General features: G+C 36.9%; 13 protein-coding genes. 2 read left to right on the top strand and 11 right to left on the bottom strand.

All coding sequences use genetic code 11. The features are described from left to right. Positions 1–10 precede the first annotated feature (10 nt). The 3 genes from H8718_RS05045 to H8718_RS05030 form a co-directional block, all read right to left on the bottom strand. Positions 11–1,390, bottom strand: a complete 1,380-nt coding sequence (locus H8718_RS05045; protein WP_249332036.1) for an MATE family efflux transporter — start codon at positions 1,388–1,390, stop codon at positions 11–13. Then, positions 1,377–2,333, bottom strand: coding sequence for a coiled-coil domain-containing protein (locus tag H8718_RS05040; RefSeq protein ID WP_249332035.1), 957 nt, complete (start codon positions 2,331–2,333; stop codon positions 1,377–1,379). The genes H8718_RS05045 and H8718_RS05040 overlap by 14 nt, the downstream gene beginning before the upstream one ends. Positions 2,334–2,627: 294 nt before the next feature. Then, positions 2,628–3,035: a MerR family transcriptional regulator gene (locus H8718_RS05030; RefSeq protein ID WP_249332033.1), complete on the bottom strand. Its 408-nt coding sequence runs from the start codon at positions 3,033–3,035 to the stop codon at positions 2,628–2,630. A gap of 117 nt (positions 3,036–3,152) precedes the next feature. Between H8718_RS05030 and H8718_RS05025 the strand changes: the two genes are divergently transcribed. Beyond that, entirely contained in the window at positions 3,153–4,322 is a 1,170-nt protein-coding gene (locus H8718_RS05025) for an iron-containing alcohol dehydrogenase (RefSeq protein WP_249332031.1), read from the top strand. A gap of 92 nt (positions 4,323–4,414) precedes the next feature. Here the strand turns inward: H8718_RS05025 and H8718_RS05020 are convergent, their stop codons facing one another. Then, positions 4,415–4,927, bottom strand: a complete 513-nt coding sequence (locus H8718_RS05020) for a DUF2812 domain-containing protein (RefSeq protein ID WP_249332029.1) — start codon at positions 4,925–4,927, stop codon at positions 4,415–4,417. A 2-nt stretch (positions 4,928–4,929) separates the two neighbouring features. Next, on the bottom strand, positions 4,930–5,241 hold the full coding sequence (locus H8718_RS05015; protein ID WP_249332027.1) for a PadR family transcriptional regulator: 312 nt from the start codon (positions 5,239–5,241) through the stop codon (positions 4,930–4,932). Positions 5,242–5,659: 418 nt separating this feature from the next. Here H8718_RS05015 and H8718_RS05010 point away from each other — a divergent pair, with 418 nt between their 5' ends. After that, a complete protein-coding gene (locus H8718_RS05010; protein ID WP_249332026.1) occupies positions 5,660–5,998 on the top strand; it encodes a helix-turn-helix domain-containing protein in 339 nt (112 codons plus the stop codon). A gap of 718 nt (positions 5,999–6,716) precedes the next feature. Here the strand turns inward: H8718_RS05010 and H8718_RS05005 are convergent. The 6 genes from H8718_RS05005 to H8718_RS04980 form a co-directional block, all read right to left on the bottom strand. Continuing rightward, the gene (locus tag H8718_RS05005) at positions 6,717–7,190 is read right to left on the bottom strand and encodes a hypothetical protein (protein ID WP_249332025.1); all 474 of its coding nucleotides are present in this window, start codon (positions 7,188–7,190) and stop codon (positions 6,717–6,719) included. 469 nt (positions 7,191–7,659) lie between these two features. Then, on the bottom strand, positions 7,660–8,118 hold the full coding sequence (locus H8718_RS05000; protein ID WP_249332023.1) for an HTH domain-containing protein: 459 nt from the start codon (positions 8,116–8,118) through the stop codon (positions 7,660–7,662). A gap of 1,094 nt (positions 8,119–9,212) precedes the next feature. Continuing rightward, positions 9,213–10,502 carry a glycoside hydrolase family 125 protein gene (locus tag H8718_RS04995; protein WP_177671857.1) on the bottom strand — a complete coding sequence of 430 codons (1,290 nt, stop codon included), beginning with the start codon at positions 10,500–10,502 and terminating at the stop codon, positions 9,213–9,215. Between the two features lie 103 nt (positions 10,503–10,605). Then, entirely contained in the window at positions 10,606–12,348 is a 1,743-nt protein-coding gene (locus H8718_RS04990) for a DUF4091 domain-containing protein (RefSeq protein ID WP_249332021.1), read from the bottom strand. Positions 12,349–12,360: 12 nt separating this feature from the next. Further along, positions 12,361–13,482 carry an anaerobic sulfatase maturase gene (locus H8718_RS04985; RefSeq protein WP_249332019.1) on the bottom strand — a complete coding sequence of 374 codons (1,122 nt, stop codon included), beginning with the start codon at positions 13,480–13,482 and terminating at the stop codon, positions 12,361–12,363. Between the two features lie 4 nt (positions 13,483–13,486). Further along, positions 13,487–15,022 carry a sulfatase-like hydrolase/transferase gene (locus tag H8718_RS04980; protein ID WP_249332018.1) on the bottom strand — a complete coding sequence of 512 codons (1,536 nt, stop codon included), beginning with the start codon at positions 15,020–15,022 and terminating at the stop codon, positions 13,487–13,489. Positions 15,023–15,045 lie beyond the last annotated feature (23 nt).

The raw sequence follows: 15,045 nt of genomic DNA, 5'->3' as shown, positions 1-15,045 counted from the left end.
ACTACTTCTACTAGCCTTCTAGTACAATACCTGCATAATCCTGCTCATATTTTGTCTTGAGTTTCTTTAATACATAGAAGTAGGCCGGAATTAAGAATAAATCTGCCATAATCCATGCTACAGGTCCAGCAAAACAAGCTGCTGTGTAACCAATCATAGGTACAAAAACAAATCCAACCATGCCACGTGCAATCATTTCACATACACCTGCAAACATGGCTAGGTTCCCAAATCCCATACCTTGAATAGAGAACCTTACAATATTCACCAATGCTAATGGGAAGAAGAAAAGGCTTGTATATTTCAGCAATAGAGCTGCATTTTTAATGACCTCTACCTCTGCTTTATTTACAAAAATCAAAGCTAGCGTCTCTCCGAAAGCACTTAGAATAATACAAGAGATTACGGAGTAGATGATTGCCATGATACTACATGCTTTAGCCCCATCTGTTACACGGTCAAATTTGCCTGCACCTACATTTTGTCCTGCATAGGTCGCCATGGTCGAACCCATAGCATCAAATGGACAGCAGAATATCATATTAATTTTATTCCCAGCTGTTATAGCTGCTACAGCCATAGATCCTAAAGAGTTAACTGCTGTCTGTAAAATAACACTTCCTATTGCTGTAATGGAATATTGAAGCCCCATAGGTACACCCATCATACAAAGTGTTTTCATCAATTGTCCATTAGGTACCCACTCCTCTTTCTTTATCTTTAAAATGCTGTAATTTTTCATCATATACAATAAACATAGTATACCTGAAATGCCTTGAGAAATAACAGTTGCCCATGCAGCACCACCTACACCCATATCCAGCACTAAAATTGCAATTAAGTCTAGTACGATATTGAGTAAAGAGGAGATAATAAGGAAATAAAGAGGCGTTTTACTATCTCCTAACGACCTTAAAATACCTGATAATAAGTTATATAAATAAACGACTGGAATGCCTAAGAAAATTACAAAAATATAAGCATAAGAATCTTCAAATATATCACTTGGTGTACCCATCCACATAAGTATTTGACGACAAAGCACACAGACTATGATTGTCGTTACAAGTGAAAAGAGAATAGCGAGCCATACACTATTGGCTACATACTTCCTTAAAGAAGATTCATCTTGTGCACCAAATGCTTTTGCAACAGGGATGGCAAATCCATTACACACTCCCATGCAAAAACCAATAATCATGAAGTTAATGGATCCTGTCCCGCCTACTGCAGCTAGTGCTTTCGCACCTAAAAATTGTCCTACTATCATGGTATCCATCATATTGTAGAACTGTTGAAATATCATCCCTAACAATAAGGGCATAAAGAATCTCAAAATTAACTTACTTGGAGATCCTTCTGTCATACTTTTTACTTTACTCTTTTCCATTACTTAAATCCCCTCTTATGATACATTTAATCTCTCGCTCTTTTGCCTCTAAATCCTTTTCTTTATGATTTAATTGAGTCGATAAAGTACTTACTATTTTTCTTATTTTACCACAGATAGCGACTACATTGTCTCTTGACTGACTGATTTTAGACTGCATATACCAGTCCGCAATAAGACCATCAAAGAAGAAATCAGCAAATACTGCACCTCCTGTAATGTGAATACTCGAATCTAGACTCATGTTCACATCTTGAAGTTCAACTTGAAGCCTTTGCACATAAGTCTGGGCATTCAAAATAGCCTGTTTAGCTTTATCAATTTTATCATGCTTCATCATATCTGCAACAAGGCCCCCGCCTAGAAGGTCCCAAGTCCCCCAGTCACCTGCACTATCCAGCAGTTCTATTGCTTCATTCAGTGTATTAATAGCCATATTCCCTGGTGTGATGGCCTCCTTAAGCTCCTTTATTTCCCTTCTGATAAAGCTCATTTCTTTTTCAAGCTGCCCAATCTTAGCATACTCTGGCATATTCAAGCTTGCCATAACCCTGCGTTTTTCTTCATATAAGGCGTCAAGTTTATCTTGAACTTTGCTCATTTCATAGTGCTTGTTGGTTAATTGACTTAGCTTATCCGTTAGTTCGTCTACACTTTTCTTACAGCTCTCATATTTAAGTACCGCTGCAAGGGCTTCCTCTTTTTCTTTTGCCACCTGCTTATCATGGGTACCTAAACATTTATAGAAAAGTGTCTTTAAGCTTGTTTGGCTCATTTTTTCCACGTCTAGTTGCTCTTTCTCCATAATGCCTTCTAGCTTTTTCAGCTCATAACGCGCATTTTCTAACATTGTTTTAGTTCCATCTATCTTCTTATAAAGACTATCTGGATGCGTATAATCTTTAAGTAGCGCTTCTATTTCTAAATTAATTTGTTCTAACATTTCTTTCCTCCTTCTCTATAGCTACCTCTATGGCCAAACATTTTAAAAAGCTGTTGTAATGTACTTACCTTACTCAAATCTACTTGTACCCCACCAGTCTGGGATTAAAGTACTTAGTTTAACTAACTTTTCAATTTAGCTTTCACCATTGGTAATCATATTGACTATAGCATTTCTCTCCGCACACATACCTAATGTGCAAGATGTATCAATACACACACCTGTGTAGATGTTGCCACCCTTCGTTAAAAGAGCTGCTGCTACGCCTCCTGCATCAATAAAAGGTATGCATAGTTAGCATTCTTTCTGAACACCTAAATTTTTTGCCTCTTCTTCTGTTCCTACCCCACAGGCTACTTCATAATAATGAATCTTATGATTGATTTTTTCCATATGTTTATAAAGGTCTTCAATCTGCCTTTCTACTTGCTCCTTTTGACTTTTAAATAGAGCTAGCCTATCCTGCAAGGTAGAATCTCCTTCTATATACCATTCAATAAATTTTCTAATATCCTTAATCTTCATGCCTGTACTTTTTAAGCAAGTAATGAGTTCAATCCACTCTATATCACTTTCTTCAAAGATCCTTCTACCTGAATCTGTTTTATGAATAAAAGGTAAAAGCCCCTCCTTATCATAGTATCGAATCGTATGTGCTGTAAGTCCTGTTCTTTTCGTCACTTCCATAAGCGTATAAGCCATCCCTGCTCCTCCTATCTTCGCCCTAAAATAACCATTGACTTAGAGTTTACTCTAAGATTTATACTCTCATTATATCAGAAAATTTAATACAACAATATAAATTATGGAGGGTTCAAAATGAATTTTAATTATTACATTCCAACTAAAATTTTATTCGGCAGAGGTAAATTAAATGAACTAGGTGATCAAATTTTGCCTGGTAAAAAAGCTTTAATTGTTACATCTAATGGGACATCTGTTAAGAAATATGGTTACTTAGATAGAGTGAAAGGACAACTGGAAAAATATGGTGCTACTTATATTCTCTTTGATAAGATTCTCCCTAATCCTATTAAAGAGCATGTTATGGAAGGTGCTGCTTTAGCTAAAGAAAATGGTATTGATTTTATCGTAGGTCTTGGTGGTGGCAGTAGTATAGATGCTGCAAAAGCGATTGCTGTTATGGCGACCAATGAAGGTGACTACTGGGATTATATCTCAGGTGGCACAGGTAAAGGTCTTCCTGTTCCAAATGATCCACTTCCTATCGTTGCAATTACCACAACTGCAGGTACAGGTACAGAAGCTGACCCTTGGACTGTAACAACTAAATCCGAAACGAACGAAAAAATCGGCTTTGGCTATGATAAAACTTTCCCTGTCTTATCCGTTGTAGACCCAGAACTTATGCTCACCGTTCCTAAACATCTTACAGCTTATCAGGGCTTTGATGCCCTCTTCCATAGTACAGAAGGGTACCTTAATACAACGAGCTATGTGATGAGTGACCTATACGCCTTACAAGCTATCGTCCTTATTGGCAAAAGCCTAGCTACTGCTGTACAAAATGGCTCTAATCTAGATGCTAGGGAAAATGTAGCACTTGCAAATACCTTAGCAGGTATGGTTGAATCTACATCTGGCTGCACCTCTGAACATAGTATTGCTCATGCTATCAGCGCCTACCATCCAAACTTCGAACACGGCGCTGCCCTTATCAGCATCAGTATTGCATACTATACTCACTTTGCTCAAAGCGGCAAATGTGATGACCGTATGATTCAAATGGCTAAGGCACTAGGCAAGAAAGATGCAACTTGTCCTATGGACTTTGTAGAAGCACTTAGAGACTTACAAGTAGCTTGTGACGTAGCAGATATTAAAATGAGCGATTATGGCGTTACTAGAGAAGAACTTCCGGCTTTAGTTACTAATGCAAGAGAGACCATGGGCGGTTTATTTGAAGTAGACCCTACTCCACTTAGTGACGAAGATGTATTAGCTATTTTACAAGCTTCTTATAAATAATAAGTTCATCGTTTTCAATTTCTAAGTAAAAAGAGAGTATCTTAATGCTTTCTTTGGCATTTTGATACTCTCTTTTATGTCCTTCTATTTAACTATCCTTCTTGTTTCAACTGCTTAATTTTCCATTGGCACTTCCATACCACACGTAAAAGCCCTAAAACGAGCATACCTATTAAGGCTGTAGCTGCCCATATTTCAAATTCCCTCAATTTAATAGCTACATTAAGCTCTTGTAAGAAGCATATCAGCTCTATTACTAACCCCGCTGTTAAGAATCCTTTTATTCTCTTATATTGCTCTATTTTAGACTCTATATCTGTATACATTTCAAAAGGCCCATTTTCTGCCCTTTTTCTAAGAAAGACCCAGCGATACCACTGCGATACCACTTCTACATCCATCTCGCTCATAAAATCAGCAAAGTTTCTTTTATCTCCATTCCAGTTATCCAGTAAGTCAATTTGATAAATATATTCTCCTGCCTCACATGGTTCAAAAGTATAGACACCTAAACAGAAACTTTTTAGTGCCCATCCCTTATTAGCCATCTCTTGTATCCAAACTTGCTCTTCATCTTTATCTAAATAAAACCTTACTTTCTTCATAGCTACCTCCCCATTCTTTTACTATTTTCTAATAACTCACTTAATCTTTTAACTTCTTGATTAAAAACCTCTATCCCTCTTTCAGTAATCAGGTACTCCTTCTTCTTTCTAGATTCTTTCTCCTCGCTATATAAGTGAATCCATCCCTTAGATACCATAGAGTTAATGGCACCATACAAAGTCCCTGGCCCAAGTACCACTCTTCCATCTGTCATCTCACTTATCTCTTGGATAATGCCATATCCATGGTTTGGATTTCTTAAAGCTAATAGTATATAAAATATGGCTTCTGTTAATGGTGTACTATTTTCCAAATCTATCATCTCCCAATATATCATCTGTCGATATATTAAATATATCATCACCCGATATATTAGTCAATAAAAAAATCTGAATATTTCTATTCAGATTTCTTACCTTTAGCCTATTTCTCATTTCTTGTCGCTCTTAGATTTTATCTCTTCGTAACGCCCTATCTCCCCCAATATGCTCGCGTGCAGTACACAGGAATAATAACTCTATAGGAGATGATATTCGTCATTGTAAAATTAATGGTATTCGAGTACTCTCCCGATTCTATAAAGTAACGACATGCCATTCCCAATCTTATTCCTTGATAATATCAACCTCAAGTTGAATTCACTGACTTAACAAGTTCTGGAATTACCCTATAATCTTATTATACTAGTATTAGAAACAGGCCTGTTTAAGTTAATTTGAGGAGTGAAATTTATGGAGATTTATATCGGATCAAATATTAAGCGTCTACGCCACCAAAAGAATACCACACAAGAAAAACTCGCGGAACATTTAGGCATATCTACTCAAGCCGTATCAAAATGGGAACGGAATGAAACCTATCCTGACATTACCATGCTTTTACCTCTTGCAAGCTATTTTGGTGTATCGAGCGATGAGCTTTTAGGCCTTAACGAGTCTAAGAATCAAGCCAAAATTAATGAATACTTAACTGAAGCCCGCCGTCTTGGTGCTCTAGGGAAAGTAACCAAGCAATTTGAATTAGTATGTGCGGCCTATAAGGCTTTTCCTAATGACTTCCGTATTATATAAGAGTATATATGGCAATTAAATTATGATCCCCATTGCACCCAAGAGCCCTATGGAAATGAGCTCCATAAGGAAGAGATATATAAACTTTGTGATCTGATGCTGATCCAAGGACCAAAATCCGTATCTTACAAAAAGCAGTAGATTTAATCAACCTTATATACGATGAAGGCGACTATGGACTTTCTTACTCTCATCTTTGTGAATTATATACTTGGATTGGCTGTAGATATATTGACTTAAAAGAATATACTACCGCTTTTGAATACATGGATAAAAGTTTATCTTACGGAAAGGCATATGATGAATTACCTATACTCTCAAAACATACTTCATTCTTGGTAAACTACCCTTCATTCGATAAGATGAATATTTCATCTTCGCAAACTAAAAATGAAGTCGCTCGTCAACTTGATAACCTTAAACTCTATTATGCTGATAGCGATATCGGAAAAATGGATGGCTTCAAGACTCTTATTGAAAAATATACACCTTATGCTCACCAAACTAAACAATAGCACACTAAAAAGGTTACTGTAATCTCTGGTTTAGGATATCTGCTGAATTGTCATATAGCCTTCATTTAACAAATGCTATGCCCTTTGATTTCCGATGGGCATAGCCCTTCCTATCGTTAGTTTAGGATAATTTAATTAAAACATTTTAATGTAATCAAAATAAAAAGCGCTAGCGCGCTTTTTTATAGGCTTATTTATATTTTTTATCTGCAATAAAAACTTCTTATTCTTCTTAAATCAATTCCGAAATACACCCATCTTCTACCTGTATACCTCCAACCTGCTATCGAATTACGTCCTACAAAGACAATATATGACCAAAAACTTCTTCCATTATTGAGCCATATATAAGTAAATCGAAATCGACAAGGAAAAATTGCTCCTGCATCAATTGCAAAGGTTGATACGTCTCCTCCTGGCCCCGCACTAAGTGTAGTTGCTTGTGCTTCACTAGGGATAAAATTCGGAGGTGGCCCTGATGGTGGTGTATTACTTGATGCAGCTGGTGGTCCTCCTTGCTGTCCTCCTGATGGACCTCCTGGCGGAAATCCTGGTTGCCCTCCTGGTGGGAATCCCGGTGGCCCTCCTGCTGGGCCTCCTGGTGGGAACCCTGGTGGAAATCCTGGCGGGCCTTGTGGTGGTCTTTGTCTACTTTCTGGTGTTCTTTCAAATGGCATATTAAGAGTCTCCTTTTGAGTAGTCTCTCTATATTATATTCATTCTGAAAAAAAATGTTCTTTTAACCACATTATCCCAACCTTTATTATGCTGTAGATATCTACATTTTTAATATACTAAATTCCTCCTGCTATTTATTAATTTAAGCCTACAGCAATCTAAGAATATATTATCATGAGATAATCATGCTATTGCGTAAAACAAAAAGCCCTAACACCCCTTGTAAACTAACCCAAGTAATGTTAAGGCTTTATTTACTGCACCTAATAAGCTTTAAACTTACGACGTACAGCTTAGGAAAACTACTGAACTGCCATGTATGACAAGTACTTTTGTTTCTTTTTAATGTAATCTTTATATACCACAATACAATAGTTAAAGTAAGCCTAACACCTCATATTATAAAATCACTTACTCCTCCTACGAAATTAAATGTATTGACATAGTGCCATTACTGGCGTATTCACTCTATAAATGGTCTAGTTCCAGCTTTAATCTATCGATAAGTTCTTCTGCTGTTGCACTTAAACCTTTTTTGATAAGCTGAATCATTGTTTCTTCCATACTTATAATCTTAAAGCTACTTTGATAAAGTTTTACTTTATTAAGCAAATCACTTGATAAAGCAACTTCTACCTTTTCACTAACTACCTTTTTCTCTACCTTAACCTCTTCATACCATTCAGGTATACCTATGCAACGTCCAGTTTCTGTTTCTACAAATATTAATCTTGGTTTATTACCCTTGTCTAACCTAATGTTACGCTCTAGCGTCTGTGACAAAGATTGAATGGGGTCCTTTGCCATGCTAGGTGCTACCATTTTTCTCTCTTGAGCCATTCTTGCTAAATCTTTAGATTTAAGAGGCTTTCTATACTCAGATAAAAGTTCTGCTGCTGCCTGTTGTATTGTAATTGTCTTCTCCATCCTATTCCTCTTATCCTTAAAATAATTATTCTTTCTTTCTATTATAAGAGAAGTTTTATCCCTTTATCAATATCCACTTATTTACACCCCATCCTAATTCATCTTCTTTTCATCTATTCCCACTCCAAACAGCATCTTTCTTTCATCCTTCAGACATCATCCATCATCACACATAATCACTTTTTCATCCTATCTGCATCATACATAATCACTTTTTCATCATCACATGATGGTTGATGATTTTCAAAAATCTTATCTTGCTGAACCTTTTCCCTTTCCCCCTTCCTACTGTGATTTTCAGCCCCTTTTTCACGTAAAGCATCCCCTTAATTTCCATTGATACACATACATTTTCCTATTTATAATCACCTACTGTGTAAATTCATCCTAGGTGCATCACATCTATTTATTTAACTTGGCTTTGCTTTTGTATTTCACCTTCTTCACATTCTTTTCTTTATATATTTATCTTTATATATTTATCTTAATCTATCATCCATTACATCCTCCATTGTACGTATCCTTCTCTATGTAAAAGCCCCTCATGATTAACATCATTTTTTGCAAATAAAAAAGCAGGCATAGTATGATTCTATACCTACTCTTTTGATGCAGTATTTTTACTTAATTAATTCCATTTATTTGAGTCTCCTGTTTGATGTCATAGTGATGATGACTAATTGAGACTTACTTCATAATTCATCAAAAAACAAAAAGCCCTACAATACTTGAAAATCAAGTAATTGTAAGTCTTTATTTAGTATAGACACGATTTGAAAGTACGACGTACGAATTAGGAAACCGCCCATTACCTCACTAAAAGTTTGGCTCCTCTCCACCCTAACTGCCCTAACAAGGTAGCTCTCCATGTTGTCTGGAAAGGAGGGTTGTAGAAGAGCATAGACTTTCTTCGTAAGTCTCTCGTGCAACTGCTGATAGGTTGGCTGAGAAGCTCGTAACCTTCCTTTGGAGTATTTGAATAGAGTTTATCAGCCAACCTATCACTTCACCAGAAGGTGGCGCATTGCCCAGCCCCCCATCACCTCCCAAATGCAAAAAAGCTGCCCCATAGGGACAGCTCCTTATTACATTACTTATCTTTTTACTTTGTATCCACAGTAGTCAAGTACAAGTTCACAGAACATTGCATTTGCCCATGAGAACCATTCTCTTGTGTATTGAGTTGGATCATCTACGTTGAATCCTTCGTGCATTAACTCTTTGCCACCATCTGTGTTTTTCATCATTTCAAGGATTTGTTTTTTGTATTCCATATCATTTGATGTTAAACCTTGCATAGCAAGAGAAATGTGCCAGATGTAGTTTACTGGTGTATGTGGGCTACCGATACCTTGTGCTGCAGAACCTTTGTAGAAGTATGGGTTCATTTCGCTAAGGATCATTTTTCTTGTGTTTTGGTATACTTCATCATCTTCATTTACATAACCGATGTATGGGATTGAAAGAAGACTTGGAAGGTTAGCATCGTCCATGATGTTGTATTGGCCGAAACCATCTACTTCATAAGCGTATACTTTACCATATTGGTAGTTTGTTAATGTACCGTAAGCTTCGATTGCTTCTCTAAGTTCAGCTTTAAGTTCAGCTGCAAGTTTAGCAAGTTCTTCATTTTTAAGAATTTCTGTAGCGATTTCTACTACATAACCCATAACAACTTCTGCGAACATGTTTGATGGGATAAGGTATCCGTACATACAAGCATCATCACTTGGTCTGAATCCTGACCATGTAAGACCGATGTTTGATTTAACTAAAGCACCTTTACCATCTCTTGAAAGAGTATCTGTGTAGTAGCAGCCTTTTCTTACGAAGCTGTATGGTGATTTATTTTCGTGGTCTTGTTCTGTTCTAAATACTTCGATAACACGGTACATCGCTTTTACGAATTCTTCATCGAATTGACCTGTTCTACCTGTGTTTTTCCAAAGTAAGTAGCTCATTTGAATTGGGAAACAAAGTGAATCGATTTCGTATTTTCTTTCCCAGATCCAGTCACATTGATCTGTTTCATCTTTTTCCCAGCAGTTACCGTTTTCTTCTTCGTTGAAAGCGTTTGCGTAAGCATCGATTAAGATGTATTTCATTTGTCTTTTTACAAGACCTTCGATCATATCAGCGATTTCTGGATCTTTTTCAGCTAATACATAGTATGGTCTAAGCTGGCATACAGAGTCACGAAGCCACATCGCTGGGATATCACCTGTGATTACATATGTAGTACCATCGTCCATTCTTTTAACTGTAGTATCTAAAGTATTTGTATAGCAGTTTTCAAACATTTTAATAAGTTTGTCGTCGCCTGCTAATTTTGCTCTAACTTCTTCAAGGAGATTTTGCATTGATTGTGGTAATTGTTTTTCCATGAGTAAGCCCTCCAATTTGTTATTTTTATATGTGTATTATACAAGATTTTATGTCATTAGAATAGCTTTTTGTATCTTTTTGTAAACCTATTTGTAAAGTATTTTAAAGTGCTTTTAAGAAATGATTGACTCTTTCCTCGTAATCCCAATAGTTAAGGGAAAGTACTTCATGGTTTTCTCTTCGATAAGCACCTTTCATCTGTTCTAAATGATCGACTTTCATAATACCTTTAATGGCCTCATAAACAGCTTCTTTATCTCCTGTTTTCTCTACATAAGCTTTAAAAATCATATAGTCACGGATACCTTTCTTTAAGTTCTTATATCTTAAACTATAAAGGGGTTTTCCATTTTTACCTGGGTAGACAAAGTGTGTCCCACCTGCTCTAAATTTTTGATAATGGTAAGATTCATAGTTAAAGGGATCATTAGGCCATAGCCAGATTGCCCATCTCAAGAAACCATCCATATTCATATAATAAGAAAGCCAAGGGAGTACTCTACTCTCTGCTAAATGGCAGCTTAAGAAAGTATTCGGCGTCTTAGGATCAATGGCTACATAGTAGCTCATGGTACTATCCTTTTGCTCTCTTATTTCTTTAATGCGCTCTTCTTCTGATAAGATAAGAGGCAAGTTAATGACATAATCATCAATACCTTCAAAGTCTTCAAGTACAACTTGAAGGCTACAGATGGTTACTTTAAATTTCATATGTGGTGTAAGCTTAGATAAGGTACCTAATGTATTTTTAAAGAGGTTAATATCTCCTGGCTCATCACATACGATTTTAGCCAGCTCTTGCCATCCGTTATCTGCAATATTTTGATCAATCGCTCGGATATACCCTTCTAAATCTGCCTTATGACGTATATATTTATAAGTCCCTGTGGCTTCATCAAGGTAACGTACTCTAATAGCATCTTCACTATCTTCTATGACTTTACCATAGCCTGCATCAGCCATCGTCCATATGCCTAAAAGGCCAAAAATCTCTATTTCTTTATTAATACCATAACTTAAACATAAGTTAATGTAGCGGTTCATGGCTGTGAAATCATATTGCCACTCGCCCTCTAAGGTGCGTTTAATGCTTACCATATTGTACTCAAAGTAATCTGAAGCATTGGTACGGTAATAAGAGGACCACTGCCCAGACCAAGGTGCTTCTGATACAATAACCGTTATAGCCTTCTGTCCAAGTTCTTTAAGGACTTTAAGGTGTTCTTCAAGGAGTCTAAAATGCTCCTCGCTCCAAAGCGCCACTTCATAAGTTCTCGCAATGGAAGTGTGATGTTGCCAAAGATCGAGATAAAAGTCTCCTTCATGTAAAGGTTTAAGTAGCGCTGGCATTACTTCTAGCTGAATACTTATCTCTTTATGAAGTACTTCATCACCAAATAGGTCCGAGTAATAGACTTTAACCTTACCTATATATTCACCAGGCTTAGTCTCCTCACTTGTCTTAACTTCTATCCATACAGGCTGCACTTTAAGTTTTTCATTAAACCTTCTTTGCTCTCCAAGGATAACTTCTGATTTGTAATTCCCATCATCATCTCTTACAAGTCCTACAAGATTCATTGTCACTTCATGACCTGTAAGCCCCTCAAAGCTTGTCTCTACTCTCACTGTCTTCACAGGATAAGTCTCATAAAGAGCTGGCGCCTTGTCTACTGTTACCATCATTTCTTCTTCACTATAAAGGAGAAGCTGAGCCGCTGCGCTGTCATTTCTTGCGCAGGTTAACTTCATACTTTCTCTTTCCTTAAAAGGCACTTCCCAAGGATTGTAATTCCCATAACTATACTTGTACATTTCACTTACGAGTGTGCAATATAATTTCATGTCCCATATCCCCTATCTTCTACTTAGAATCATTTTTGCAACTTCTTCAAGTCTTGGGTAACTATATTTAAAAAATGTCTTATAAGCTCTACAGAAGTAGTTGCGTCCCATTTTGCCATTGTCAAATTGGTCTCTATCACGTCTGCATCCGCCATGGCATAAGCGGTACCACTTACACTTCATACATCCTGAGTCTTTAGCTTGTGACTGAGGGATAAAGTTAATGGCTGTTCGGTTTACTTCTAGTGTTTCAAAATCATCTGTTAGGAGGTTTCCAATTTTATACTCATCCATTACATAGAAGTCGCAAGGGTATACCCCTCCATCTGCTTCTATAACGTACTGATGTGTACAAGTTCCCATCATGCCGCAGGCTTCAGGATAGTAACCCAACATCTTTTGAAGTAAATTCTCAAAGTATCTTATATAGATAAACTCACCTTTTCTAAGGGTCTCATACCATTTATCAAAGAGGTCTTTAAGGAAAACTTCATAATCCTCTGGTAAAAGTGAGTAATCTTTGCTTCCTTTTTCATCTTGTATATCATCAAGGCAAGGAATGAACTGTAAATATCTAAAGTTATGTGCTATGTAAAAATCATAAATCTCTTTAATATTCTTTGTAACCTGCTTTGTGACAACGGTTAGGATATTGTATTCTACCTTATACTTATCAAATAAGGCTGCTGTCTCCATGAGCCTCTCAAAAGTACCTTCTCCATTTCTAAAACATCTTAATCCATCGTTCACTTCTTTTGTACCATCTACAGAAAGTCCCACTAGGAAACGGTTTTTACCAAGGAACTTAGCCCATTCTTCTGTAATAAGTGTTCCATTAGTCTGAATAGCATTTTGTACAGTTAAACCAGGTTTAGCATACTTCTTCTCAAGTCTTACAAGCTCTTCATAAAACTCTAATCCTACTAATGTAGGCTCTCCTCCTTGAAAAGCAAAAGTACAGCTTCCTTCCGCTCTTTCCATTGCTTTTTTTACAAGGACTTCTAAAGCTTCTACTGTCATTTTCCCATAACTTTTTACACTTCTATGGTCACTGACATCTGCATAAAAACAATATTTACAAGCTAAATTACACCCACTTGAAGCAGGCTTAATCAGTAAATGAATTGGTGGCATAATGTTATAACTTCCATTCTTTAATTCTATTTATCTTACAAAAAGCATGGCGCGCTATATCTCCATGTGCACTCATCCAGTCTGCGAAATCATTTTTTATGTTTAAAATAAGCTCTTGTTTATCTTCTTTATCAATAAGGTTATTCATCTCATAAGGGTCCGCTTGAAGGTCGAAGAATTGATCTTCCCCTGCGCCATTAAAGACATATTTGTACTGACCTTGTCTATACATACGCTGAGTTGTAATGACATCAAAAGCACCCATACCTTCTGTTACAATGTCATTTGCCCAACCTTCCTTAGATTCACTTTCTATAAAACGTGTAAGCGGCCTACCGTCGCCAAAGCCATAAGCATCTTGAGGCACATAACCTGCTAAGTCTAAGATCGTTGCATAAATATCACAAGTTGAAGCAAAAGCATCTTGTGTGTAACCCTTAAAGTCTGCTACTGCTGGCTTTATAAAGAGTGGAATATTGGTTGTATCTTGGTACATGCTATAAGATTTATTTTCCATACCACCATGACAGCCTTGATTGTCCCCATGATCTGCTGCAAAGATAATGACTGTATCTTCATAAAGTCCTTTAACCTTAAGATGCTCTATAAGTCTTCCTATCTGTGCATCAATATGAGAAATACATGCATAGTAATGCCTTAATGTATTTTCAAAGAAACTCCAATCCTGTTCTGGTCTTCTAATAAGCTCGTAGATTTTAGGCATAGATGCTGCATCTTCTCTAAAGGAAGGAGACTCCGGTATTTTCATCTCTCTATATAAATCTAAAAACTGAGTTGGTGCAAAGAAAGGCTCATGTGGTCCCCAGAAGTTAAGTGCAAAGAAGAAAGGTTTATCTTCCTGTGTAAGCGTATCAATAAGGTCTATAGCCCTTTGTGTAAGATAGTACTCAATCGTGGATTCTATAGGTGATACCACTTCTGCCCAAGTAGAATGATCCCCTGCCCTATTGCCATTACCTTTATTAATCATCTTTACTTCTAAGTTATTGTCTGCTAAATACTGATGGAACTGTGGATAAGTCCATCCACCATTCCCATGTCCTGGGAAATTATCCCCAACAAAGCCCACATCTGTTGGTAAGGTTCCATAATGTTCGTAAGCTGCACTATCCATAAAGCCCTTTACTTGTTGCGCTACTACACTACGCCCCTCGCTACTTCCTGCTTTATCTGCACCTAATCCTAAGTGCCATTTTCCTGTATAGCCTAAGTTGTATCCTACAGTCTGTAGTCTACGGCTAAGTAGGTACGGTGTATCTTGAAGTTCATGTGTCCTACATCCTGATTGATAAAGGTTAGTCTCCATACCTGTTTTAGAAGGATAGCTCCCCGACATCAATGAACTCCTAGCTGGTGAGCATACAGGACAAGTTGTATAAGCATTGTTAAATACAACACTTTCTCTTGTTAGTGCGTCTATGTAAGGTGTCTGGCATAAAGTATCTCGGTTGTAACAAGATAATGTATCGGCTCGATGTTGGTCTGTGAAAATAAGTAAAATATTCTTTTTCTTTGCCATAGGGTATACCTCTCTTTCTCTCT

Origin of the sequence: Zhenhengia yiwuensis, from assembly GCF_014384995.1 — a bacterium.
Taxonomy (GTDB): Bacteria; Bacillota; Clostridia; order Lachnospirales; family Cellulosilyticaceae; genus Zhenhengia; species Zhenhengia yiwuensis.
The sequence above is the reverse complement of the archived record's forward strand: the minus strand, read 5'-3'. Positions and strand labels throughout refer to the sequence as shown.